Genomic DNA, 21,240 nt, shown 5'->3' with positions numbered 1-21,240 from the left:
GGCGCGTGGCAGACGACTCGCGAGGTGTTACTTGACCTCGACCGAGGCGCCGGCGGCCTTGAGGGACTCGGCAGCCTTCTCGGCGGCCTCCTTGGCGACCTTCTCGAGGACCGGCTTCGGGGTGCCGTCGACGAGGTCCTTGGCCTCCTTGAGACCCAGGGAGGTGAGCTCGCGCACGACCTTGATGACCTGGATCTTCTTCTCGCCGGCGCCGGTGAGGATGACGTCGAACTCGTCCTGCTCCTCGGCAACCTCGGCGGCGGCGGCCGGGCCGGCCGGGGCAGCGGCGACGGCCGCGGCGGCGGTGACGTCGAACTTCTCCTCGAAGGCCTTCACGAACTCGGAGAGCTCGATGAGGGTGAGCTCCTCGAACTGGGCAAGCAGGTCTTCCTGGCTGAGCTTCGCCATGATGGGCGATCCTTCCACTAATTCGGCTGGTGCCGGGTGTACATGAAGGCGGGCGTACGTTTGGCCCGCTGCGACCGTCGCCCTAACGGGCGGCGATCAATGCGCGAGCCGAATTACTCGGCACCGCCCTGCTCGGCCTTCTTGGCGCGAAGCGCTTCCGCGGTGCGGACGAACTTCGAGGGAAGCGCCTGGAAGAGCTGCGCAGTCTGCGTCTGCTTGCCCTTCATGGCGCCCGCCAGCTTGGCGAGCAGAACCTCGCGGGACTCGAGGTCCGCGAGCTTCTTGATCTCGTCGGCGGACAGCGCCTTGCCGTCAAGGACACCGCCCTTGATGACGAGGTTGGGGTTGTCCTTGGCGAAGTCACGAAGACCCTTCGCCGACTCCACCGGGTCACCGGTGACGAAGGCAACAGCGGTCGGACCCGCGAACAGGTCGTCCAGCTGGTTGATCCCGGCCTCATTGGCCGCGATCTTGGTCAGCGTGTTCTTCACCACGGCGTACTCGGAGTTCTCACCGAGCGAACGGCGCAGCTGCTTGAGCTGGGCCACGGTGAGACCCCGGTACTCGGTCAGCACGGCGGCGTTCGAGCTGCGGAACTTGTCCGTGAGCTCGGCTACCGCGGCAGCCTTGTCGGGCGTCGGCATAGAGCGTCAGCCTCCTTCCGGGTGATGAGGACCGCTCAAAAGGGGCTGACAAAACAAAACGCCCCAGCGCAGGCGCATGGGGCGTGAGCTCGACCCGACGGAATCCCGTCCGGGAGCACTTCCACATCCACCTGCGCGGGTCGTCCGCAATTTCAACGGATCCTTCGGCCACCGCGTCCTCTAACGAGCACACGGCAACGACCAGCGGTCTTTGGCTTCTGTGGAAGAGTACGCGAACGGGTTCGCGTCAAGCAAATCGGCTCAGATGCCGCTGTTGGAGCTACCGGCGCTGTCGGAGACACCGGAGCTGTCGGCACCGTCGGCGTCCGGCTTCCCCAAGCCCTCGAGCTCCTTGAACATCTCCATCAGGTCGAAGGTCTCACCGGCCGGCGGCGGGGTCACCTTGGCGGCCGCGCCGTACTCCGAGAACTTCTGGGACGACTTCATCGTGCCCTCGGGGCTCTTGATGTCGATGTCCATGCGGACGGGGTAGTCGTCCTCGTTCACCCAGACCTCGGTGTCGTACCCCTTGATGCCCGACTTCTCGATGTTCTTGAGGAGCTGCTCGCGCTCGCTCTTGCCGAGCATCTCGTCGAGGCCCTTGTTGGACTCCATCATCTCCTTGACGGAGAGACGGCCCTTGTAGCGCTGCGTCTGGACGCCGTCGACCTTCGCGGGACCGACGTGCTTCAGGTTCGGCGAGTCCAGGAGCATGGCGAGCTGCTGCGCCGGGTCCTGGTTCATGCTGTCCAGGCCGCCGGTCAGCTGCTTGGCGGCCTTCTCGTCACCGACCTGCTCCGCGATGGTGTTCAGGTCCATCTTGACCCACTGCTTGCCGTCCATGTCCTTGGCGGCGACAGCCCCCATGTCCATGTACATGACGTTGTCGAGCCAGAGCATCCGGACCTTCTCCGGTGCCTCCGGGTCGCCGTCCGTGAGCGCCGAGCCCGACATCGTCATATCCATGACGGTCGGGTCCCAGCCCATGACGCCGGACATCTTCATGTCGCCGCTGGAGCCGCCCATCGACTTCGGCGCGGACATCGTCATCTCGACCTTGGCCGACTTGGCCTTCGAGGTCTTCTCGTACGCCGCCGTGATGACCTCGGTGACCTGCGAGCGGGACTGGGTCTCCCCCGAGCCCGTCCCGTTCGCCTTGCCGTCCTTGTCGGAGCCGCCGCAGGCGACCGCACCGGTACACAGCATCGCGGTGGCGAGCGCAGCGCTCGCCGTTCTCTTCACAGTCATGACCCCACCCCTAGGAACACATGATCGACACAATTCGGTCCGGCGAGAATACCCGACGTCCGAGGTCAGGCCTGCGGCTGCTGGTTCATGAGGTCCTTGAAGCTCATCGTGTCCGAGGCCGGGGGCTTCTCCACGGACACGGGGGTGCCGTAGTCGCTGTAGTAGGCCGTCTGCGAGAAGTCCCCGTCGGCCATCTTGCCCTTCTCGGCCTTCTTGACCAGCAGGTCGTCGGCGTCGACCCAGATGTCGATGGTCTGCGTGGTCAGACCGACCTGCTTGAACTGCTTCCTGAGCTCGGCCATCTGCTCGGCGTCGAGGTCGGCGTTCTTGCCGGTGAAGTCGGCGGCGTCGACGGTGCCGGAGTAGTGGGTGGCCTTCGTCCCGCGGACGGTCTCCTCGCCCACACGCTTCACATCACCCGAGGCGAGCAGCATCTTGACCGACTGGTTCGGGGTGGTGTTCTGCATCTGATCCTTGAAGGCGTCACCGGCAGCGCCACTTATCTCGGCCAGGGTGGCGTAGTCGTACTCGATCCAGTGCTTGCCGCCGCCGGCCTGCTCCGCGAACTTGTCCCCCATGTTCGCGTAGAACCCGTTCTTCAGATAGCGGTAGTCGATCTTCGACTGCCCGATCTGTTCCATCTGCTCGGCCTGGGTTCCGCCCGTGAGAGTGGCCGTCATGTTGCCGGTGATGCCGTCCGACCACTCCATGGAGCCCGTCATGTCCATCGACATCTTGGTGCCCATGACCGTCTTGCCCTCGATCTTGGCGGAGTCGGCGCTGTCGGTCTTGTCCTGGATGGTGCGCAGGGCAGCGATCGGGCTGAGGGCGACGGAGCCCTTCTTCTTGCCCTTCGCGTCGCCGTCGCCGCCGCCGGAGGAGCCACAGGCCGCGACCCCGGTCAGCGCGGCGGCCACCGCGATCGACAGGCCTGCGCGTCGCATGGTCGTGCTGTTCATGACATCCCACCCCTTGTACTCGTGTGAATCCCGCACGCTAGCGCAATCCCCCGAAAGCTCTGAGGCATGCACGTATACGAGGACGGGCCCCGCACCTCGAAAGGTTGCGGGGCCCGTCCACAAACGCGTACGCGACGCGGCTGCCGTCAGATTCAGACGGCGGCCGGGTCCTCCTCGGTGAGGAGGTTGCGGGTGCGGTTGCTGTCCAGCGGGATGCCGGGGCCCATCGTGGTGGCCAGCGCGGCCTTCTTGATGTAGCGGCCCTTGGCGGCCGACGGCTTCAGACGGAGGATCTCCTCCAGCGCCGCGGCGTAGTTCTCCACCAGCTTGGTGTCGTCGAAGGACACCTTGCCGATGATGAAGTGCAGGTTCGAGTGCTTGTCGACGCGGAACTCGATCTTGCCGCCCTTGATGTCGTTGACAGCCTTCACGACGTCGGGGGTCACGGTGCCGGTCTTCGGGTTCGGCATCAGACCACGCGGACCGAGCACGCGGCCGAGGCGGCCGACCTTGCCCATGAGGTCCGGGGTGGCGACGACGGCGTCGAAGTCCAGGCGGCCCTTGGCGACCTCGTCGATGAGCTCGTCGGCGCCGACGATGTCGGCCCCAGCGGCTTCCGCGGCCGCAGCACGGTCACCGGTCGCGAAGACCAGGACCCGGGCGGTCTTGCCGGTGCCGTGCGGGAGGTTCACGGTGCCACGGACCATCTGGTCGGCCTTGCGCGGGTCTACACCCAGGCGGAAGGCGACCTCGACGGTGCCGTCGAACTTGGTCGAGGAGGTCTCCTTGGCGAGACGGACGGCCTCGAGCGGGGCGTAGAGCTTGTCCCGGTCGATCTTGGCGTCCGCAGCGCGGAGAGTCTTGCTGCGCTTCACTTCTGCTCCTGGTGGTTTCAGGTGTGGAGTCGTGGTGCGGACCAGCGCTTGGTCCTACCACTGAGAAAGGTCAGACGGGGAAAGCTCTTAGCCCTCGACCGTGATGCCCATGGAACGGGCGGTGCCGGCGATGATCTTCGACGCGGCGTCCAGGTCGTTGGCGTTGAGGTCTTCCATCTTGGTGGTGGCGATCTCGCGGACCTGCGCCTCGGTGATCTTGGCGACCTTGGTCTTGTGCGGCTCGCCGGAGCCCTTCTCGACACCCGCGGCCTTGAGGATCATCTTGGCGGCCGGCGGAGTCTTGGTCACGAAGGTGAAGGAGCGGTCTTCGTAGACCGTGATCTCCACCGGGATGACCCAGCCACGCTGCGACTCGGTCGCGGCGTTGTAGGCCTTGCAGAACTCCATGATGTTGACGCCGTGCTGGCCCAGCGCGGGGCCGACCGGCGGGGCCGGGTTGGCTGCGCCGGCCTGGATCTGGAGCTTGATAAGCCCCGTGACCTTCTTCTTCTTGGGAGGCATTGCTCTCTCCGGGTCCTAGTGAGAGTTTCCAGCCACCATCCAGTCATCCGGATGGAGGCATACCGCACCACGATAACGGGTATCGTCACGCGGCCAAAAACCGAGCAGGTCAGACCGGCTTTGAGAGCCCGTCTGACCTGTTCGGAGGCGTATGTTCCAGAGGAAGCCAGGAAGCCGCGAGGGCTAGTTCTTCTGGATCTGGTCGAAGCTGAGCTCGACCGGGGTCTCACGGCCGAAGATCTCGACGAGACCCTTGACCTTCTTCGAGTCGGCGTTGATCTCGTTGATCGTCGCCTGCAGCGTCGCGAACGGACCGTCGGTGACGGTGACCGAGTCGCCGACCTCGAAGTCGAGGACCTGGACCTCGACCTTGCGGGACGGAGCCGGCTTGCCCTCGGCCTCGGCGGCCTCGCGGGCCGCCTTCTCCTCGGCCTCGGGGGCGAGCATCTTGACGATCTCGTCCAGGGTCAGGGGGTACGGGTCGTAGGCGTTGCCCACGAAGCCGGTGACGCCGGGGGTGTTGCGGACGACGCCCCAGGACTCGTTCGTCAGGTCCATGCGCACCAGGACGTATCCGGGGAGCTTGTTCTGACGGATGGTCTTGCGCTCGCCGTTCTTGATCTGCGCGACCTCTTCCTGCGGCACCTCGGCCTGGAAGATGAAGTCCTCGACGTTCAGCGAGACGGCACGCTGCTCGAGGTTGGTCTTCACGCGGTTCTCGTAACCCGCGTAGGTGTGGATGACGTACCACTCGCCGGGAAGGGTGCGGAGCTCGTCGCGCAGGGCCGCGATCGGGTCGACCGGCTCGGCCTCCTCCTCGTCCTCAGCGGACTCAGCGGACTCGTCGGCCTCAGCGGACTCAGCGGACTCGTCGGCCTCAGCGGACTCGGCGGCCTCTTCGGTGTCGCCCTCGGTGTCGTCCTCGTCGGACTCGGCGGCGGCTTCCTCGCCCGCCTCGGCGTCGTCGGCAGACTCGGTGTCGGTCTCGACGTGCAGCGCCGACTCCTCGGCGGGAGTGCCAGCGGCGGCGTCGGCAGCCTCGGCCTGGTCCGGGTCCTCGGCGTCCGCCGCCTCGACGATGTCGAGCTGGTCCTCCACGGACTCCGCGGAATCCACGCGCGGCTCAACGGCGTCGTTCAGGTTCGGGTCAGACACGGTGGCTGCTTCTTCCTGGATACAGAGGGGTGGAACGCGCGAAACGGGCGCCGGGTACGGCGCCCTTCGCTCTCGGCTGTGCCATCGGCTCAGCCGAAGACGTACTTGACGGCCTGGTTGAACCCATAGTCAATCACGGTCACGAGGCCGATCATGATGATGACGAAGACGATCACCACGGTGGTATACGTCGTGAGCTGACTGCGAGTCGGCCAGACGACCTTGCGGAGTTCCGCGACGATCTGGCGGTAGAAGAGCGCGAGACGGCCGAAGGGGCCCTTCTTGCCGCGCTTGCCGCCCTTGCGGGCCTTCTTCGAATCCGGCGCCTCGTCCTGGGCATCAGGCATGTCGATGGAGCCCACGGCGTCCGTCACTCGTCCTCACCTGATTCCGGGTCGTGGCCGTGCCGCGCCCGGTATGAGCCGCACGGCGGTGCAATGCAGTACGTACATGTGCGCACACATCCTGGTGAGAGGAGTGTGTAGCAGGGCCGGAGGGACTTGAACCCCCAACCGCTGGTTTTGGAGACCAGTGCTCTACCAATTGAGCTACGACCCTTTGATTTCCCCCAACCTACCGCATCCGCCCGGGTGCACAGAGTGCGAGGAGAAGGTGCGGCCGGTGAGGGCCAACGAGCAGTGAGTGTACGTGCTCTGCGGCGCCCCGTCGAACAGAAACGGATCCGGCGGCCGTCGGCAAACAGCGAAAGCCGCGTGCCGGGGGCGTTTCAGGTCTGGAACGATGGGGCGATGAGCGCTTCCACTTCTCCCACCGAGCGCAGGGTGTCCGCCCGCGTCGGCGCGATCTCCGAGTCCGCGACCCTCGCTGTCGACGCCAAGGCGAAGGCCCTCAAGGCCGCCGGGCGGCCGGTGATCGGTTTCGGTGCGGGTGAGCCCGACTTCCCGACGCCCGACTACATCGTCGAAGCCGCTGTCGAGGCCTGCAAGAACCCGAAGTACCACCGCTACACCCCGGCCGGCGGGCTCCCCGAGCTCAAGGCCGCGATCGCCGCGAAGACGCTGCGCGACTCCGGGTACGAGGTCGACGCCTCGCAGGTCCTGGTGACCAACGGCGGCAAGCAGGCGATCTACCAGGCGTTCGCCGCGATCCTCGACCCGGGGGACGAGGTCATCGTCCCGGCTCCCTACTGGACGACGTATCCGGAGTCGATCCGTCTCGCGGGCGGCGTGCCCGTCGATGTCGTCGCCGACGAGACCACGGGCTACCGCGTCTCGGTGGAGCAGCTGGAGGCCGCGCGCACGGAGCGCACGAAGGTCGTCCTCTTCGTGTCACCGTCCAACCCGACGGGCGCCGTCTACAGCGAGGCGGACGCCGAGGCGATCGGCCGCTGGGCCGTCGAGCACGGTCTGTGGGTCATGACCGACGAGATCTACGAACACCTCGTCTACGGAGACGCGAAGTTCACCTCGCTCCCCGCGATCCTGCCCGAGCTGCGCGACAAGTGCATCGTGGTCAACGGCGTCGCCAAGACGTACGCGATGACCGGCTGGCGCGTGGGCTGGATCGTCGGCCCGAAGGACGTCGTGAAGGCCGCGACGAACCTCCAGTCGCACGCCACCTCGAACGTCTCCAACGTCGCGCAGGTGGCGGCCATCGCGGCCGTCTCCGGCGACCTGACGGCCGTCGACACGATGCGCGAGGCCTTCGACCGGCGCCGCAGGACCATCGTGCGGATGCTGAACGACATCGACGGCGTGCTCTGCCCCGAGCCCGAGGGCGCCTTCTACGTCTACCCCTCGGTGAAGGGCCTCATCGGCAAGGAGATCCGCGGCAAGCGCCCGCAGGACTCCGTGGAGCTGGCCGCGCTGATCCTGGAGGAGGCCGAGGTCGCGGTCGTCCCGGGCGAGGCCTTCGGAACGCCGGGCTACCTCCGCCTTTCGTACGCCCTGGGTGACGAGGACCTCGTCGAGGGTGTCTCGCGGATCCAGAAGCTGCTGGCCGAGGCGCGCGACTGACCCTGCCTTTTTGTACGTGCGGGCCGTCTCCCCTCCCCGGGGAGGCGGTCCGTTTCTTCGTTCGGGGATGGGCACGAAGGGGGAAAGTGGCTACCGGGACGCCACGTACGTACGGCAAGATCCTTGAATGGAGCGCGTACGTGACGTAAGAGAGCTGCCGAAGGCCCATCTGCATCTGCACTTCACCGGGTCGATGCGGCCCACGACCCTGCTGGAGCTCGCCGACAAGTACGGGGTGCGGCTGCCCCCGGCGCTGACCGGCGGTGAGCCTCCGCAGCTGCGGGCGACCGATGAACGCGGGTGGTTCCGCTTCCAGCGGCTCTATGATATGGCGCGGTCCTGCCTGCGGGAGCCCGAGGACATCCAGCGCCTGGTGCGGGAGGCCGCGGAGGAGGATCTGCGGGACGGGTCGGGGTGGCTGGAGATCCAGGTCGACCCGACGTCGTACGCGCCCCGGCTCGGCGGGCTGATCCCGGCCCTGGAAATCATCCTGGACGCCGTCGAGAGCGCCTCGCGGGACACCGGCCTCGGAATGCGCGTCCTCGTCGCGGCGAACCGCATGAAGCACCCTCTGGACGCCCGCACGCTGGCCCGGCTCTCGGTGCGGTACGCCGATCGCGGCATCGTCGGCTTCGGGCTCTCGAACGACGAGCGCCGGGGCTTCGCACGGGACTTCGACCGGGCCTTCGCGATCGCACGGGACGGCGGCCTGCTCGCGGCGCCGCACGGCGGTGAGCTCAGCGGGCCCGCCTCCGTGCGGGACTGCCTGGACGACCTACACGCGGGACGGATCGGGCACGGGGTGCGGGCGGCGGAGGACCCGCGGCTCCTGAAGCGGCTCGCCGATCGTGGCGTGACCTGCGAGGTCTGTCCGGCGTCGAACGTGGCTCTCGGTGTCTACGAGAAGCCCGAGGACGTGCCGCTGCGCACCTTGTACGACGCCGGGGTGCCGATGGCCCTTGGGGCGGACGATCCGCTGCTCTTCGGGTCGCGGCTGGCCGCGCAGTACGAGATCGCGCGCAAGCACCATGCCTTCGACGACAGCGAACTGGCCGAGCTCGCCCGGCAGTCGGTGCGCGGCTCGGCCGCCCCCGTCGACGTACAGGAGAAGCTGCTTTCGGGGATCGAGGAGTGGCTCAGCGGCTGATGCCCGCGAGGAGGGTGCGGGCGAGGGCGGCCGCGAACTCCTCCACGGGCTGCGGGGGTTGCTTGCCGACCGTGGAGTCGTAGGCGAAGGCACGCTGGGCGCAGGCGCCCAGGAGGAGCGAGGCGGCCGCGAAGGTGTCGGCTCCGGGGGCGATCCGGCCGGCGTCGCGTTCGATACGGAGGTAGGCGTCGAGTGCCTCGATGGGCATGTGCGGGCCCGTGCCCATCTCCTGCATGGAGTCCTCGTGACGGCGCTTGAGCTTGGGCTCGGCGTACAGGGACGCGGCGATCGGGAAGCTCTGGGCGTAGAAAAGACTGGCCAGGCGGGCGATCTCGGCGAGGTTCTCCTCCACGGAGCGCTCCCCCGGGTCCTCGGCGAGGCGGCGTAGGAGCGGGCCGAGCCGGGGCAGCCGCTCCTGGAGGACGGCCACGAACAGCTCCTCCTTGCTCGCGAAGTGCTTATAGAGGGCCGCTTCGGAGCAGCCGGCCGCTTTGGCGATCTCCTTGGTGGTGGCACGGGCGAGGCCGATGGTGAGCATGAGGTCGTGCGCCGCGTCGAGAATGCGGGCCCGGGTGGGCTTCTGCTGCATGTGCCGTCCAACCAACCTTGACGTACGGGTGAGTGCATACTCACCCTAGGGGTAAGTGAATACTTACCCACCTGGGGAGGGTGCGCGATGAAGCTCACGGTGTTCGGTGCGACCGGTGGTGTCGGCGGGGAGATCGTCCGGCAGGCGCTGGCGGCGGGCCACGAGGTGACGGCAGTCGTACGTGATCCCGCACGGCTGAGGGCGACGGGCGGGGGCCTTGAAGTGTTCCGGGCCGACCTGACCGATTCGGAGTCCCTGCGGGCGGCGGTGACCGGACGGGACGCGGTCCTGTCGGGGCTCGGGCCGCGCAAGAGGTCGGACGCGGGGATCGCGGCGGAGCTCACGCGTTCGGTGCTGCACGCCATGGAGGCCGAGGGCGTGCGCAGGCTGGTGGTGGTGAGCGCGGCGCCGGTGGGCCCGCCGGCCGAGGCCCAGCCGGTGGTCGACCGGATCATGGGCGCCCTGGTCAGCAAGATCCTGAAGCCGGTGTACGACGATCTGCGGGCCATGGAGGCCGCGCTGGCGAGCAGCGCGACGGACTGGACGTCCGTGCGCCCACCGAGGCTGCAGGACAAGCCGGCCACGGGCGTCTACCGCCGGGTTGTCGGGGGCACGCCGACCAGCGGGCGGTTCATCGGCAGGGCCGACGTGGCGCACGCGATGCTGGCGGCGGTCGACGACCTGGCGACGGTGAAGCAGGGCGTGGGCGTGGCCTACTAGCCGCGCACCGCCGGCGGGGGGGGGCTCAGAGGCTGACGCCGACCGTCACCGGCTCGTTGACCAGCGTGACCCCGAAGGCGTCCCGCACTCCGGCGACGACCTCACGGGCCAGGGCCAGCAGGTCCTCCGTGGTCGCGTTGCCGCGGTTGGTCAGGGCGAGCGTGTGCTTGGTGGAGATGCGGGCCGGGCCCTCTCCGTAGCCCTTGGTGAAGCCCGCCTTGTCGATGAGCCAGGCGGCGGAGGTCTTCACGCGGCCGTCCTCCGTCGGGAAGGCGGGGGGTGCCACGTCCGGGCCGAGACGGTCCACCACGCGCGCGTGGAACGCGGCGAACTCCTCCTCGGTGAGGATGGGGTTGGTGAAGAAGGACCCGGCCGACCAGCTGTCGTGATCCTCGGGGTCGAGCACCATGCCCTTGCCCGCGCGCAGCTTCAGGACGGTCTCACGGGCGACGGCCGCGGGGACCCGGTCGCCCGCTTCGACGCCGAGGGTGCGGGCCGTCTCCGGGTACTTGAGGGGGGCGCTCATCCCCTGGGCGTCCTCCAGGGCGAAGCGGACACGCAGCACCACGAAGCGGTCGGGTTCGGCCTTGAACCGGCTGTGGCGGTACGAGAAGTCGCACTCGGCGTTCGTGACGGTGACCGTCTCGTGGGTCTTCCTGTCGTACGCGACCACTTCGGTGATGGTCGACGAGACCTCCTGGCCGTACGCCCCCACGTTCTGGATCGGCGTCGCGCCCGCGGAGCCCGGGATGCCCGCCAGGCACTCGATGCCCGCGAGGCCGGCCTCCACGACGCGGGCCACCGCGTCGGTCCACACCTCACCGGCGGCCAACTCGAGCTTCGTGCCGTCGAGTTCGAAGCCCTTCGTGGCGATGCGCAGAGCGGTGCCGTCGAATCCCTTGTCGCCGATGACCAGGTTCGAGCCACCGCCGATGAGCAGCAGCGGGGTCCCGGAGTCGTCGGCTTCGCGGACGGCGGCGATCACCTCGGCGTCGGTCGTCGCGGTGATCAGGCGGGCCGCGGGACCGCCGAGCCGGAAGGTGGTCAGCGGGGCGAGGGGGGCATCGTGGAGTTCCTGCACGTGCCCAAGGGTACGGTCCGTGGCCCCGCCGCTCTGGCGGGGCCACGGACCGGGGGCGGGCGAGTCGGGCGGGCCCACGGACCGTGGGGCCGGGCGAGACGGGCGGAAGCGGTTCAGACTCCGGCCGGGGTGCGCTCTTCGGCGGCGGGCACCGCGCCCGCCTGCTTGCCGGTCGCGGCCCGCCCGGGGAGCAGCGCGGCGGCCACCGCGCCCACGCCGACCATCGCGGCGCCGACCCACAGGGCGGGCCCGAGGCCGTCCACGAAGTGCTGGGCGGGCCCGTAGCCGCCCTGGGCGGAGAACACCGCGGCGAGGATTGCGATGCCGAGGGCGCCGCCGACCTCGCGCAGGGCGTTGTTGGCGCCGGACGCGATGCCCTGCTCGGAGTGGCGGACGCTGGACATCACCAGGTTCGCGGCGGGGGCGAAGTACAGCGCCATGCCGACCCCGCTGATGATCAGGGCGGGCAACTGGGCGGCGTACGACACATCGGGCTCCAGGACGGCCGCGAACCAGGCGAGACCGATGGCCTGGAGCGCGAGGCCAGCGGTCACGACGGGACGACCGCCGATCCGGTCCGAGAGATAGCCCGCGATGGGGGCGACGATCATCGGCATGCCGGTCCAGGGGAGCATCCGCAGGCCCGCCTCGGTGGGCGAGTAGCCGACGACGGTCTGCAGGAACTGGGCGAGCAGGAAGATCGAGCCGAACATCCCGACGAACATCAGCAGGCTCGCGGCGTTGATCGCGGAGAACGCACGGTTCCGGAAGAGCCGCATCGGCAGCATCGGGTTCTCGCTGCGGATGCCGTGGCGCACAAAGAGGGCCAGGAGCACGCCGCCGCCTATCAGGCCGATGAGGACGGTCGCGCTCGTCCAGCCGTCGATGTTGCCGCGGATGAGCGCGTACACGATGCCGAAGAGGCCGCCGCTGGCGAGCAGTGTTCCGGTGATGTCGAGCGGCGCTCCCGTGCCGTACGACTCGGAGAGCCGCAGCCGGGCCAACGGCAGCACCGCGAGGCCGAGCGGCACGTTCAGCCAGAAGATCCACTGCCAGGACACGTGTTCGGTGAGGCTGCCGCCGATGAGCGGGCCACTGGCCACCGCGAGGCCGTTGACGGCGCCCCAGATCCCGTACACCATCCCGCGCTTGGCCACCGGCACGGCCGCCGTCAGGAGGGTCAGCGTCAGGGGCATCATGATCGCGGCGCCGACGCCCTGGACCGCGCGGGCCGCGATGAGCGCCTCGATGCCGGGCGCGAGTGCCGCGGCGCCGGAGGCTCCGGTGAAGATGGCGAGGCCGACGATGAAAAGCTTGCGGCGCCCGAAGCGGTCGCCCAGGGCCGCGCCGAACATCAGCAGCACGGCGAAGGTGAGCGTGTAGGCGCTCACCGTCCATTCGAGGTCGTGCAGCGCTCCCCCGAAGTCCGCGCGGATGGCGGGCAGGGCGGTGGTGACGACGAGGTTGTCGAGGGCCGCCATGAATCCGGCGACGCTGGTGATGGCGAGGGCCCAGGCCGCTTCCCCGCGCCGCGCTGGTTTCCGCTGTCGCTGCTCCTGCTGTGACATTGCTTCCCCTGTGGTTAGTTATTGATGACTAACTTTTGTGGGCGCAAAGGTACGCACCCCCCTGACGCGCGCCGGAGTGCGCGTCCTACCCCTTGGGCTGCACCGACTCGTAGAAGCCGGTCCACACCCGGTGCTCCGGACTGAACCCCATGGACACCAGGACGTTCACGAGCATCCCGTACGCGAGGAACTGGGTCGTCTCGTTGACGTCCGCCCCCAGTGCGAGGCGGACCGTGTCGTACATCTCCATCCATGAGGCCCGTAGCGCCTCGCCGAACTCCCGGTCGCCGGACGCCTCCGCGGAGGCCACGGCGACGTACATCTGCATCTGCATGAGCAGCTTGTCCGGGTCGTCGGCGATGAGCGCCTGGTAGGCCGCTCCCATGGCGTGTAGGGCCTCCTCCCCCTCGAGGCCCTGCGCCGCCTTGCGGAACACCTCGGTGACCTCCTGGCAGCAACGTCCGGATGCGGCAAGGAAGATCGCCTGCTTGCTCGGGAAGAGGCGGAAGAGGTACGGCTGCGAGACACCCACGCGCTTGGCGATCACCTCGGTGGACGTGCCGTTGTAGCCACCGCGGGCGAACTCGATCATCGCCGCGCGGATGACGCTCTCGCGTCGCTCCTCTGCGCTCATCCTGACCATGTGATTAAGTTAGTGGCTAATCACTACCTTGGTCAAGCGGTCGTGACGACGAGCCACGGAAATAGGGGGCGTCATAAGGGGCGTCCGCTATGGCGGACGCCCCTTACCTGTGAGACCTGCGAACCCGCGAACGTCAGGCGAGCTGGACCACCGCGCGGGACATACCGAGGACCTTCTGGCCCTCGCTGGTCGCCAGCAGGTCCACGCGGACCCGGTTGTCGTCGAGCTTCTGGGCGACCTTGGCGCTGACCTCGATGACCGCGCCCTTGTCGTCGTTCGGAACTACGACGGGCTTGGTGAAGCGCACGCCGTACTCGACGACGGCGGCCGGGTCGCCCACCCAGTCCGTCACCACACGGATCGCCTCGGCCATGGTGAACATGCCGTGCGCGATGACATCGGGGAGGCCGACCTCGACCGCGAACTTCTCGTTCCAGTGGATCGGGTTGAAGTCACCGGAAGCGCCCGCGTACCGCACGAGCGTGGCGCGCGTCACGGGAAAGCTCTGGGCCGTCAGCTCGGTGCCGACCTCGACGCTGTCGTACGAAATCTTGGCGGTCATCGCGTCACGCTCCCTCTGCCGCAGGCTCCGCCGCACGCGCGACGAGCTTCGTCCAGGCGGTCACGACGTGCTCGCCGGCCTCGTCGTGGACCTCGCCGCGGATGTCCAGGATGTCGTTGCCCGCGAGCGACTTGATGGCCTCGATGGTCGAGGTCACCGTGAGCCGGTCCCCCGCGCGCACCGGGCGGGTGTACGCGAACTTCTGGTCCCCGTGCACGACGCGGCTGTAGTCGAGCCCCAGCTGCGGGTCCTCGACGACCTTGCCCGCGGCCTTGAACGAGATGGCGAACACGAAGGTCGGCGGGGCGATCACATCCGGGTGCCCGAGCACCTTGGCGGCCTCCGCGTCGGTGTACGCGGGGTTGGCGTCGCCCACCGCCTCGGCGAACTCACGGATCTTCTCCCGGCCGACCTCATAGGGATCGGTGGGCGGGTAGGACCGCCCGACGAAGGACTGGTCGAGCGCCATGGACTCGGTACCTCCTGCAGGTATGGGTAACAGGTATGGGTAAACGACGCGAGGCCGCCCCCAGAAATCGGGGACGGCCTCGTGTACGAGCCTGTGTCTAGCGCGTTTCGCGGTGCGCAGTGTGCGCGTTGCAGCGCGGGCAGTGCTTCTTCATCTCAAGACGGTCCGGGTCGTTACGCCGGTTCTTCTTGGTGATGTAGTTCCGCTCCTTGCACTCCACGCAGGCCAGCGTGATCTTCGGGCGGACGTCTGTGGCAGCCACGTGAGTGCTCCTTGACGGACGGATGGACGGATGAACGCAAAAAAATAGTAGCCGATCGAAGGTCCGACCCCACAATCGGCTACCAAATCAGTAGCGGTGACCGGACTTGAACCGGTGACACAGCGATTATGAGCCGCTTGCTCTACCGACTGAGCTACACCGCTGCAGATGCCTGATCCCCTCGCCCGAGGGCGAGGATCACGCGACATCAGAGCCCCAATGCGGAATCGAACCGCAGACCTTCTCCTTACCATGGAGACGCTCTACCGACTGAGCTATTGGGGCGAGCGATGAAGACATTACACGGTCGGTCGCCGATCGCCCAAATCCGTTTCGCCGGGGCTGTCCGGGGGCATTCCGGCAGGCGTCCCGCCCGCCTCACGACGTCACTTCGACGCCTCACGCCACACCGGTTCGGCGGCTCGGGGTGGGGTGGTTCGGTCGCTGGGGGTGGGGTGGTTCGGTCGCTCGTGGCGGGGTGGTTCCGTCGCTCAAGGCGGGGTGGTGCGGCGGCTCGTGGCCCGGCCGATCCGCGGCGCGCGGAGTGCCCCTTCCGCGGCGCGCGGCCTGCCCCTGTTCGCGGCTCGTGGCCGGCCCGTTCCCCGGCGCGCGGAGTGCCCCCCGTAGCTCCGCACCACGCCGGTACGACTATTCCGCTCCTCCTCGAAGAGGGCCGGTCGCCGTCCTAGGCTCGACCCACCCTGCGTGATCTTGCTCGACCCACTCCGCGTGATCTCGGGCGTCCTGATCCCGGACGCCTCCGTCCCGGACGACGCCAGGTCCCGCAGCCGCCCCCGAACCTCAGGAGCGCGATGCCCGACAGCCAGCCGCAGCCCCACTCCTCCGGGTCATCCGGCTCTTCCGGCTCCTCCGGGGACGACGCCGACGCGTCCGCGCTGCTTCTGTGCGGCGCCCGGCTGACCGACGGCCGGACCGTGGACGTGCGGCTCGGCTCCGGGCGCATCGAAGCGGTAGGCACGGCGGGCAGCCTGACCTCGCACGCCACGCGTGTCGACCTCGGCGGCTACCTCCTACTGCCGGCCGCCGCAGAACCACACGCGCACAGCGACACAGCGCTGTCGGCGGACGCGGAGGGCCCCGTCTCGTACGAACTCGCCGACGTCCAGCGCCGGACGACCGAGGCCGCCCTGCTGCAGCTCGGGCACGGCGCCACGGCGCTGCGCTCGCATGTGCGGATCGGCGACGTCCCGGGGCTCACCTCGATGGAGGCGGTGTTGCAGGCGCGGCGTTCGCTGCGCGGCCTGGTCGACCTCGCCGCCGTGGCCGTGCCGCGGCTGCTGACCGGCGTGGCCGGTGCCGACGGGCTCGCGATGCTGCGGGACGCGGTGAAGATGGGCGCCTCCGTAGTGGGCGGCTGCCCCGACCTTGATCCCGATCCGACCGGCTACGTGGAGGCGGTGCTCGAAGTGGCCGCCGAGCACGGCTGCCCCGTCGACCTGCACACGGACGGCAGCGATCCGGCTCGCCTGGGGCGGCTCGCGGCGATGGCGGGCGGGCTGCGGCCCGGGGTGACGATCGGGCCGTGCGGAGGGCTCGGGCGACTGCCGTCGGACGTGGCCGCGCGAACGGCGGAACAGCTGGCGGCGGCCGGCGTGACGGTGGTGTGCCTGCCGCAGGGTGGCTGCGGGAGCGTGGAACGGCGGGGCGCGGTGGCTCCGGTACGGCTGCTGCGGGCGGCCGGGGTGCGGGTCGCCGCGGGCAGCGGGGCCATGCGGGACGTGTCGAACCCCGTGGGGCGCGGGGACCCGCTGGAGGCCGCCTACCTGCTGGCCTCGCGGTGCGGGCTGCGCCCCGGGGAGGCGTACGGGGCGGTCAGCTCGGCGGCGCGTGCCGCGATGGGGCTGCGCCAGGTCCGGGTGGAGGCGGGCTTCCCCGCCGAGCTGCTCGCGGTGCGCGGCGACCATCTCTCGGGGGCGCTCTCGCTCGCGTACAGCCGCATCGTGGTGCACCGGGGGCGCGTGGTGGCACGGACGAGCGCGGTGCGGGAGTACTGCGATTCGGCGGCCGCCGTGGCACTCGACCTGCCCCGGCAGGGCCGTTCGGCGGGGAACGGCCCGGGACGGGCGAAGGGCGCGGAGCCCTCGTGAAGACACCTTGAGGGCGGCTTGCGGGCGGGCGTGAGGGCGGGCGGCACCTCCTGACGTGCACCCGCGTGCGCGGGGCGAACACGCGGGTGCTGTCGTACGGTCGGAGACATGCGCATTGTCATCGCTGGAGGTCATGGTCAGATCGCCCTGCGGCTCGAGCGGTTGCTCGCCGCGCGGGGTGACGAGGTCGTCGGGATCATCCGCAGAGGCGACCAGGAAGCCGATCTGCGGGACGCGGGCGCTGAAGCGGCGCTGTGCGACCTGGAATCGGCGTCGGTAGACGAGGTCGCCGGGCTTCTGGAAGGCGCCGACGCCGCCGTCTTCGCGGCGGGCGCCGGGCCGGGCAGCGGAGTCGACCGCAAGAACACCGTGGACCGTGACGCGGCGGTGCTCTTCGCGGACGCGGCGGAGCGCGCGGGCGTGCGGCGCTACGTGGTCGTGTCGTCGATGGGCGCCGACCCCGCGCACGAGGGCGACGAGATCTTCGACGCCTATCTGCGCGCCAAGGGCGAGGCCGACGCCTCCGTACGCGGCCGCAAGGCCCTGGACTGGACGATCCTGCGCCCCGGCATGCTGACGGACGACGCGGGCACCGGTCTCGTACGCCTGGAGGCATCGACCGGACGCGGTCCTGTCCCGCGGGACGACGTGGCCGCGGTCCTCGCCGAGCTCGTCGACTCGTCGGCGACGGCAGGCCTGACGCTGGAGCTGGTCAGCGGCTCCACTCCGGTGTCCGTGGCGGTCAAGTCCGTTGCGGGGAACTGACGTTCGTACAGGCCGTACGGGTATGTCGGTCTCCTGAGGGATGCCCCGCGCGCGGGGCGGTGCTTGGCTGGGAGGCACTGCCTACGTGAGGAACGCCATGCCTGCTTCCGATGTGCCCGCCGCGCAGGAAGCCCTCTTGCGGCAGATGTACGCCGTCTTCAGTACCGAAGAGCGCGATGCGTTCATCCCCCGCTCCCTGGCACCCGACGTGGACTGGCCGAACCTCCTGGACAACACCCGCGCCCGCGGCATAGCGGCGGTCCGCGCCTACTGGGCACGGCAGTTCGCGGTGATGCACCCCCTGGTGCACCTGGAGCGGCTGCGGCTCGACGACGACGGGCGGCGGGTCGTGGCGACCGTGCGGCCCGGCTTGCGCGACGGGACGGGCGACCATTGGGCGCCGATGACGGTCGAGCACGTCTACACGTTCCGGGCGGACGGCCTGGTGAGCCGCATGGACGTCCGCCAGCCGTGACGCCCGCCCTGACGTGCGCCAGGCGGCCCTGAAGGCCCGTGAGAGCGCCTCAGAAGAGCGGGAGCTGGCCGGGGAAGTCCGGGACCGCGTAACCGTCCAGAGCGGGCTGCGCGGCGCCCAGCATGGCCTGCCTGCGCGAGCCGGGACAGGAGACGAGGTCACCGCTGCCGCGCGCCCCCGGCGGATCATGCCGGGCGAACCGGCCTCCGACGACGGCGATTTCACGGCGGCACTCGGGGCAGTTCCTGCGACGCGATGAGGAGGGCATGGACGACATGCCCTCAGCGTACGAAAAGACCCCCTCCGACTCGCGTTTCCGCAAGATCGGAGAGGGTCTCCTTCGTGTGGCGGCGCCAGGATTCGAACCTGGGAAGGCTGAGCCGGCAGATTTACAGTCTGCTCCCTTTGGCCGCTCGGGCACACCGCCTGGGTCGCTGCGTGGAATCGACCGCTTTGGGGCGGCGCTCCGTGGCAACGACGTAAACGATACCTGATGCACAGGGGTGCTTCGCCACCCGATTGATCAGCGCCCGGCGCGGGGGCGGTGGCTAGGCTTTGCGGGTGCGGCCAGGGACCGAAGGCCGTGCACCTGCTCGGTACGCAGACGCACGTAGACGTACACAGACCCCGATACAAGGAGCCACAGGACATGGCCGACTCCAGTTTCGACATCGTCTCGAAGGTCGAGCGGCAGGAGGTCGACAACGCCCTCAACCAGGCCGCCAAGGAGATCTCGCAGCGCTACGACTTCAAGGGCACGGGCGCTTCGATCGCCTGGTCCGGCGAGAAGATCCTGATGGAGGCGAACGGCGAGGAGCGGGTCAAGGCGATCCTCGACATCTTCCAGTCCAAGCTGATCAAGCGCGGCATCTCGCTGAAGTCGCTGGACGCGGGCGAGCCGCAGCTCTCCGGCAAGGAGTACAAGATCTTCGCCTCGATCGAAGAGGGCATCTCCCAGGAGAACGCGAAGAAGGTCGCCAAGATCATCCGCGATGAGGGCCCCAAGGGCGTCAAGGCGCAGGTCCAGGGTGAAGAGCTGCGGGTCAGCTCGAAGAGCCGTGACGACCTGCAGGCCGTGCAGGCGCTGCTCAAGGGGCAGGACTTCGACTTCGCCGTGCAGTTCGTCAACTACCGGTAATCGCGGTAGGGACGCAGCAGTAAGTACTGGTGATTGCTCGTTGCATTACGCCGAAGGGCGGGCACCCGGATCGGGTGCCCGCCCTTGCTGCTGGCCGCAGATCGGGGGACTACGCCTGAGGAGGCGTGGTTGGCGCGTGTGTGGCTCAGCGGCGTGAGTGGCCGAAGAGGATGCGGTAGGCGACGAGCAGGACGAGTGAGCCGCCGATCGCCGCCGCCCAGGTCGCGCCGTCGTAGAAGTCGTTGACGATCGGGCGGTCGAGATAGCGGGCGGAGAGCCAGCCGCCGATGAAGGCGCCCGCGATGCCGATGACCGTCGTGCCGATGAAGCCGCCCGGGTCGCGGCCGGGCAGCAGGATTTTGGCCACGGCACCGGCGAGCAGCCCGAGAACGATCCAGCTGATGATGCCCATGCGGTGCCCTGCCCCTCTTCGTGCCTTCTTGGTGCTGTTGTCCTGGAGGACGACACGAGGGCGGGGCGTGGTTGCGGTGATCAGCCAGGTGCGGTGTATGACACACGGGCCGCTGCGGCGCGGCTCGGCACGCGGCGGTGGCGCGCTAGCGCTAGCGCGCCGCGAACGGCTGGTCCGTGCGGACGATTTCGCGGCCGAGCGGCATCAACGACACCGGGATCAGCTTGAAGTTGGCGATGCCCAGCGGGATGCCGATGATCGTGACACAGAGAGCGAGGCCCGTGACGATGTGGCCGAGCGCGAGCCACCAGCCCGCAAGGACCAGCCACAGGACGTTCGCGATGCAGGACGGTGCGCCCGCGTCGCGACGCTCAACTGTCGTGTAGCCGAAGGGCCACAGGGCATAGCGGCCGATGCGGAAGCTGGCGACACCGAAGGGGATGCCGATGACCGTGATGCACAGGAGCACCCCGGCCAGGAGATAGGCGAGGAACATCCAGAAGCCGCACAGGACGAGCCAAATGACGTTCAGGATTGTCTTCACTGTTGGCGACCTGCCATCTGCTCGAGCCGGGCAATGCGCTCCGCCATCGGCGGATGCGTGGAGAACATCTTGGACATGCCCTGCCCCGGACGGAAAGGGTTCGCAATCATCATGTGACTTGCCGTCTCAAGGCGTGGCTCGGGCGGCAGCGGCAGCTGCTTCGTGCCCGCCTCGAGCTTGCGCAGGGCGCTCGCGAGGGCCAGTGGGTCCCCTGTGAGCTGTGCGCCGGACGCGTCGGCCTCGTACTCCCTGGAGCGGCTGATCGCGAGCTGGATGATGGAGGCGGCGAGCGGGCCGAGGAGCATGATCAGGAGCATGCCGAAGATGCCGGGGCCTTCGTTGTCGTTCGACCTGCCGATCGGGATCAGCCAGGCGAAGTTGACCAGGAACATGATCACTGAGGCGAGTGCGCCGGCGACCGATGAGATCAGGATGTCGCGGTTGTAGACGTGGCTGAGCTCGTGGCCGATGACGCCGCGCAGCTCGCGCTCGTCGAGGAGGCGCAGGATGCCGTCGGTGCAGCACACCGCCGCGTTACGGGGGTTGCGGCCCGTCGCGAAGGCGTTCGGCGCCTCGGTGGGTGAGATGTAGAGCCTGGGCATGGGCTGGCGGGCCTGGGTGGAGAGCTCGCGGACCATGCGATACAGCTCGGGGGCCTCGAACTCGCTCACCGGGCGCGCGCGCATGGCGCGCAGGGCGAGCTTGTCGCTGTTCCAGTACGCGTACGCGTTGGTGCCGAGCGCCACGAAGAGCGCGACGATCAGGCCCGTACGTCCGAAGAAACTGCCGATGACGAGGATGAGAGCGGACAGTCCCCCGAGGAGTACGGCGGTCTTCAGCCCGTTGTGCCGGCGGTGCACGGTACGCCCTCCTGTGGTGCGTGGGGGAACCCTCTGTCTACTGGTGCTTCCACTCTTCAGTGGACCCTCCCGTACTGGTCAACGCCAGGCGGGGAGCACTAGTTCCCTTG

26 protein-coding genes and 4 tRNA genes are annotated in these 21,240 nt (G+C 68.8%); 7 read left to right on the top strand and 23 right to left on the bottom strand.

Going from position 1 to position 21,240, the window contains the following annotated elements:
- Positions 1-27: 27 nt before the first annotated feature.
- The 9 genes from rplL to ACIBCK_RS26405 all read right to left on the bottom strand — a co-directional run bounded on the left by rplL (position 28) and on the right by ACIBCK_RS26405 (position 6,369).
- Positions 28-408 carry a 50S ribosomal protein L7/L12 gene (gene rplL / locus ACIBCK_RS26445; protein ID WP_160506646.1) on the bottom strand — a complete coding sequence of 127 codons (381 nt, stop codon included), beginning with the start codon at positions 406-408 and terminating at the stop codon, positions 28-30.
- Positions 409-521: 113 nt separating this feature from the next.
- Positions 522-1,052, bottom strand: a complete 531-nt coding sequence (rplJ, locus tag ACIBCK_RS26440; RefSeq protein ID WP_367044292.1) for a 50S ribosomal protein L10 — start codon at positions 1,050-1,052, stop codon at positions 522-524.
- A 261-nt stretch (positions 1,053-1,313) separates the two neighbouring features.
- Positions 1,314-2,300, bottom strand: coding sequence for a hypothetical protein (locus ACIBCK_RS26435; protein WP_399394173.1), 987 nt, complete (start codon positions 2,298-2,300; stop codon positions 1,314-1,316).
- A gap of 65 nt (positions 2,301-2,365) precedes the next feature.
- Positions 2,366-3,259, bottom strand: coding sequence for a hypothetical protein (locus ACIBCK_RS26430; RefSeq protein WP_399394171.1), 894 nt, complete (start codon positions 3,257-3,259; stop codon positions 2,366-2,368).
- Positions 3,260-3,411: 152 nt separating this feature from the next.
- Positions 3,412-4,134: a 50S ribosomal protein L1 gene (gene rplA / locus ACIBCK_RS26425; protein WP_351170386.1), complete on the bottom strand. Its 723-nt coding sequence runs from the start codon at positions 4,132-4,134 to the stop codon at positions 3,412-3,414.
- A gap of 87 nt (positions 4,135-4,221) precedes the next feature.
- Positions 4,222-4,656 carry a 50S ribosomal protein L11 gene (gene rplK, locus ACIBCK_RS26420; RefSeq protein WP_160506641.1) on the bottom strand — a complete coding sequence of 145 codons (435 nt, stop codon included), beginning with the start codon at positions 4,654-4,656 and terminating at the stop codon, positions 4,222-4,224.
- Between the two features lie 183 nt (positions 4,657-4,839).
- Complete coding sequence (gene nusG / locus ACIBCK_RS26415) at positions 4,840-5,811, bottom strand: transcription termination/antitermination protein NusG (RefSeq protein WP_399394169.1); 972 nt, start codon at positions 5,809-5,811, stop codon at positions 4,840-4,842.
- Positions 5,812-5,900: 89 nt separating this feature from the next.
- Entirely contained in the window at positions 5,901-6,185 is a 285-nt protein-coding gene (gene secE / locus ACIBCK_RS26410) for a preprotein translocase subunit SecE (protein WP_399394167.1), read from the bottom strand.
- A gap of 111 nt (positions 6,186-6,296) precedes the next feature.
- Positions 6,297-6,369, bottom strand: a tRNA-Trp gene (locus ACIBCK_RS26405).
- 191 nt (positions 6,370-6,560) lie between these two features.
- On the opposite strand from ACIBCK_RS26405, the gene ACIBCK_RS26400 reads away from it, so the two are divergent.
- A complete protein-coding gene (locus ACIBCK_RS26400) occupies positions 6,561-7,787 on the top strand; it encodes a pyridoxal phosphate-dependent aminotransferase (protein ID WP_399394166.1) in 1,227 nt (408 codons plus the stop codon).
- Between the two features lie 127 nt (positions 7,788-7,914).
- Positions 7,915-8,934, top strand: a complete 1,020-nt coding sequence (locus ACIBCK_RS26395) for an adenosine deaminase (RefSeq protein ID WP_399394164.1) — start codon at positions 7,915-7,917, stop codon at positions 8,932-8,934.
- Here the strand turns inward: ACIBCK_RS26395 and ACIBCK_RS26390 are convergent.
- Positions 8,924-9,523 carry a TetR/AcrR family transcriptional regulator gene (locus ACIBCK_RS26390; protein ID WP_399394163.1) on the bottom strand — a complete coding sequence of 200 codons (600 nt, stop codon included), beginning with the start codon at positions 9,521-9,523 and terminating at the stop codon, positions 8,924-8,926. The genes ACIBCK_RS26395 and ACIBCK_RS26390 overlap by 11 nt on opposite strands.
- Before the next feature lie 87 nt (positions 9,524-9,610).
- On the opposite strand from ACIBCK_RS26390, the gene ACIBCK_RS26385 reads away from it, so the two are divergent.
- Entirely contained in the window at positions 9,611-10,243 is a 633-nt protein-coding gene (locus ACIBCK_RS26385) for an NAD(P)-dependent oxidoreductase (RefSeq protein ID WP_399394162.1), read from the top strand.
- Positions 10,244-10,268: 25 nt separating this feature from the next.
- Here the strand turns inward: ACIBCK_RS26385 and ACIBCK_RS26380 are convergent, their stop codons facing one another.
- From ACIBCK_RS26380 to ACIBCK_RS26345, 8 genes are all read right to left on the bottom strand, one after another.
- Positions 10,269-11,324: a UDP-N-acetylmuramate dehydrogenase gene (locus ACIBCK_RS26380; RefSeq protein ID WP_399394161.1), complete on the bottom strand. Its 1,056-nt coding sequence runs from the start codon at positions 11,322-11,324 to the stop codon at positions 10,269-10,271.
- Between the two features lie 113 nt (positions 11,325-11,437).
- Positions 11,438-12,892, bottom strand: a complete 1,455-nt coding sequence (locus ACIBCK_RS26375; protein ID WP_399394159.1) for a DHA2 family efflux MFS transporter permease subunit — start codon at positions 12,890-12,892, stop codon at positions 11,438-11,440.
- Between the two features lie 85 nt (positions 12,893-12,977).
- Positions 12,978-13,526: a TetR/AcrR family transcriptional regulator gene (locus tag ACIBCK_RS26370; protein WP_399394611.1), complete on the bottom strand. Its 549-nt coding sequence runs from the start codon at positions 13,524-13,526 to the stop codon at positions 12,978-12,980.
- Positions 13,527-13,668: 142 nt separating this feature from the next.
- Positions 13,669-14,097, bottom strand: a complete 429-nt coding sequence (locus tag ACIBCK_RS26365; RefSeq protein ID WP_399394157.1) for a MaoC family dehydratase — start codon at positions 14,095-14,097, stop codon at positions 13,669-13,671.
- A gap of 4 nt (positions 14,098-14,101) precedes the next feature.
- Positions 14,102-14,566 carry a MaoC family dehydratase N-terminal domain-containing protein gene (locus ACIBCK_RS26360; RefSeq protein ID WP_399394155.1) on the bottom strand — a complete coding sequence of 155 codons (465 nt, stop codon included), beginning with the start codon at positions 14,564-14,566 and terminating at the stop codon, positions 14,102-14,104.
- A gap of 97 nt (positions 14,567-14,663) precedes the next feature.
- Positions 14,664-14,828: a 50S ribosomal protein L33 gene (rpmG, locus tag ACIBCK_RS26355; RefSeq protein ID WP_004571794.1), complete on the bottom strand. Its 165-nt coding sequence runs from the start codon at positions 14,826-14,828 to the stop codon at positions 14,664-14,666.
- A 91-nt stretch (positions 14,829-14,919) separates the two neighbouring features.
- A tRNA-Met gene (locus ACIBCK_RS26350) sits at positions 14,920-14,992 on the bottom strand.
- Positions 14,993-15,040: 48 nt separating this feature from the next.
- Positions 15,041-15,113, bottom strand: a tRNA-Thr gene (locus ACIBCK_RS26345).
- A 527-nt stretch (positions 15,114-15,640) separates the two neighbouring features.
- Between ACIBCK_RS26345 and ACIBCK_RS26340 the strand changes: the two genes are divergently transcribed.
- The 3 genes from ACIBCK_RS26340 (at position 15,641) to ACIBCK_RS26330 (ending at position 18,176) form a co-directional block, all read left to right on the top strand.
- Entirely contained in the window at positions 15,641-16,936 is a 1,296-nt protein-coding gene (locus ACIBCK_RS26340) for an amidohydrolase family protein (protein WP_399394153.1), read from the top strand.
- A 108-nt stretch (positions 16,937-17,044) separates the two neighbouring features.
- Entirely contained in the window at positions 17,045-17,701 is a 657-nt protein-coding gene (locus tag ACIBCK_RS26335; protein WP_399394151.1) for an SDR family oxidoreductase, read from the top strand.
- Positions 17,702-17,798: 97 nt separating this feature from the next.
- Positions 17,799-18,176 carry a nuclear transport factor 2 family protein gene (locus ACIBCK_RS26330; RefSeq protein WP_399394149.1) on the top strand — a complete coding sequence of 126 codons (378 nt, stop codon included), beginning with the start codon at positions 17,799-17,801 and terminating at the stop codon, positions 18,174-18,176.
- 49 nt (positions 18,177-18,225) lie between these two features.
- Here ACIBCK_RS26330 and ACIBCK_RS26325 read toward each other — a convergent pair whose 3' ends face one another.
- Both ACIBCK_RS26325 and ACIBCK_RS26320 read right to left on the bottom strand, forming a co-directional pair.
- Complete coding sequence (locus ACIBCK_RS26325) at positions 18,226-18,444, bottom strand: hypothetical protein (protein ID WP_399394610.1); 219 nt, start codon at positions 18,442-18,444, stop codon at positions 18,226-18,228.
- Positions 18,445-18,521: 77 nt separating this feature from the next.
- A tRNA-Tyr gene (locus ACIBCK_RS26320) sits at positions 18,522-18,603 on the bottom strand.
- A 222-nt stretch (positions 18,604-18,825) separates the two neighbouring features.
- On the opposite strand from ACIBCK_RS26320, the gene ACIBCK_RS26315 reads away from it, so the two are divergent.
- Positions 18,826-19,314: a YajQ family cyclic di-GMP-binding protein gene (locus ACIBCK_RS26315; protein WP_393473025.1), complete on the top strand. Its 489-nt coding sequence runs from the start codon at positions 18,826-18,828 to the stop codon at positions 19,312-19,314.
- A 145-nt stretch (positions 19,315-19,459) separates the two neighbouring features.
- Here the strand turns inward: ACIBCK_RS26315 and ACIBCK_RS26310 are convergent, their stop codons facing one another.
- The 3 genes from ACIBCK_RS26310 to htpX all read right to left on the bottom strand — a co-directional run bounded on the left by ACIBCK_RS26310 (position 19,460) and on the right by htpX (position 21,130).
- On the bottom strand, positions 19,460-19,726 hold the full coding sequence (locus ACIBCK_RS26310; protein ID WP_399394147.1) for a GlsB/YeaQ/YmgE family stress response membrane protein: 267 nt from the start codon (positions 19,724-19,726) through the stop codon (positions 19,460-19,462).
- 151 nt (positions 19,727-19,877) lie between these two features.
- A complete protein-coding gene (locus ACIBCK_RS26305; protein WP_399394145.1) occupies positions 19,878-20,270 on the bottom strand; it encodes a YccF domain-containing protein in 393 nt (130 codons plus the stop codon).
- Positions 20,267-21,130 carry a zinc metalloprotease HtpX gene (gene htpX / locus ACIBCK_RS26300; RefSeq protein ID WP_399394143.1) on the bottom strand — a complete coding sequence of 288 codons (864 nt, stop codon included), beginning with the start codon at positions 21,128-21,130 and terminating at the stop codon, positions 20,267-20,269. The genes ACIBCK_RS26305 and htpX overlap by 4 nt, the downstream gene beginning before the upstream one ends.
- Positions 21,131-21,240: the final 110 nt, after the last annotated feature.

Source organism: Streptomyces sp. NPDC051218, assembly GCF_044455475.1.
In the GTDB taxonomy this organism is placed as follows: Bacteria; Actinomycetota; Actinomycetes; order Streptomycetales; family Streptomycetaceae; genus Streptomyces.
This window is presented reverse-complemented; position numbering and strand designations above follow the sequence as displayed.

What these genes read in the sequence shown, in the direction of transcription:
- rplL (WP_160506646.1), bottom strand. Translation starts at nt 408, where the DNA reads ATGGCGAAGCTCAGCCAGGAAGACCTGCTTGCCCAGTTCGAGGAGCTC.
- rplJ (WP_367044292.1), bottom strand. Translation starts at nt 1,052, where the DNA reads ATGCCGACGCCCGACAAGGCTGCCGCGGTAGCCGAGCTCACGGACAAG.
- ACIBCK_RS26435 (WP_399394173.1), bottom strand. Translation starts at nt 2,300, where the DNA reads ATGACTGTGAAGAGAACGGCGAGCGCTGCGCTCGCCACCGCGATGCTG.
- ACIBCK_RS26430 (WP_399394171.1), bottom strand. Translation starts at nt 3,259, where the DNA reads ATGAACAGCACGACCATGCGACGCGCAGGCCTGTCGATCGCGGTGGCC.
- rplK (WP_160506641.1), bottom strand. Translation starts at nt 4,656, where the DNA reads ATGCCTCCCAAGAAGAAGAAGGTCACGGGGCTTATCAAGCTCCAGATC.
- ACIBCK_RS26400 (WP_399394166.1), top strand. Translation starts at nt 6,561, where the DNA reads ATGAGCGCTTCCACTTCTCCCACCGAGCGCAGGGTGTCCGCCCGCGTC.
- ACIBCK_RS26395 (WP_399394164.1), top strand. Translation starts at nt 7,915, where the DNA reads ATGGAGCGCGTACGTGACGTAAGAGAGCTGCCGAAGGCCCATCTGCAT.
- ACIBCK_RS26390 (WP_399394163.1), bottom strand. Translation starts at nt 9,523, where the DNA reads ATGCAGCAGAAGCCCACCCGGGCCCGCATTCTCGACGCGGCGCACGAC.
- ACIBCK_RS26385 (WP_399394162.1), top strand. Translation starts at nt 9,611, where the DNA reads ATGAAGCTCACGGTGTTCGGTGCGACCGGTGGTGTCGGCGGGGAGATC.
- ACIBCK_RS26375 (WP_399394159.1), bottom strand. Translation starts at nt 12,892, where the DNA reads ATGTCACAGCAGGAGCAGCGACAGCGGAAACCAGCGCGGCGCGGGGAA.
- ACIBCK_RS26370 (WP_399394611.1), bottom strand. Translation starts at nt 13,526, where the DNA reads ATGAGCGCAGAGGAGCGACGCGAGAGCGTCATCCGCGCGGCGATGATC.
- ACIBCK_RS26365 (WP_399394157.1), bottom strand. Translation starts at nt 14,097, where the DNA reads ATGACCGCCAAGATTTCGTACGACAGCGTCGAGGTCGGCACCGAGCTG.
- ACIBCK_RS26360 (WP_399394155.1), bottom strand. Translation starts at nt 14,566, where the DNA reads ATGGCGCTCGACCAGTCCTTCGTCGGGCGGTCCTACCCGCCCACCGAT.
- ACIBCK_RS26340 (WP_399394153.1), top strand. Translation starts at nt 15,641, where the DNA reads ATGCCCGACAGCCAGCCGCAGCCCCACTCCTCCGGGTCATCCGGCTCT.
- ACIBCK_RS26335 (WP_399394151.1), top strand. Translation starts at nt 17,045, where the DNA reads ATGCGCATTGTCATCGCTGGAGGTCATGGTCAGATCGCCCTGCGGCTC.
- ACIBCK_RS26330 (WP_399394149.1), top strand. Translation starts at nt 17,799, where the DNA reads ATGCCTGCTTCCGATGTGCCCGCCGCGCAGGAAGCCCTCTTGCGGCAG.
- ACIBCK_RS26325 (WP_399394610.1), bottom strand. Translation starts at nt 18,444, where the DNA reads ATGCCCTCCTCATCGCGTCGCAGGAACTGCCCCGAGTGCCGCCGTGAA.
- ACIBCK_RS26315 (WP_393473025.1), top strand. Translation starts at nt 18,826, where the DNA reads ATGGCCGACTCCAGTTTCGACATCGTCTCGAAGGTCGAGCGGCAGGAG.
- ACIBCK_RS26310 (WP_399394147.1), bottom strand. Translation starts at nt 19,726, where the DNA reads ATGGGCATCATCAGCTGGATCGTTCTCGGGCTGCTCGCCGGTGCCGTG.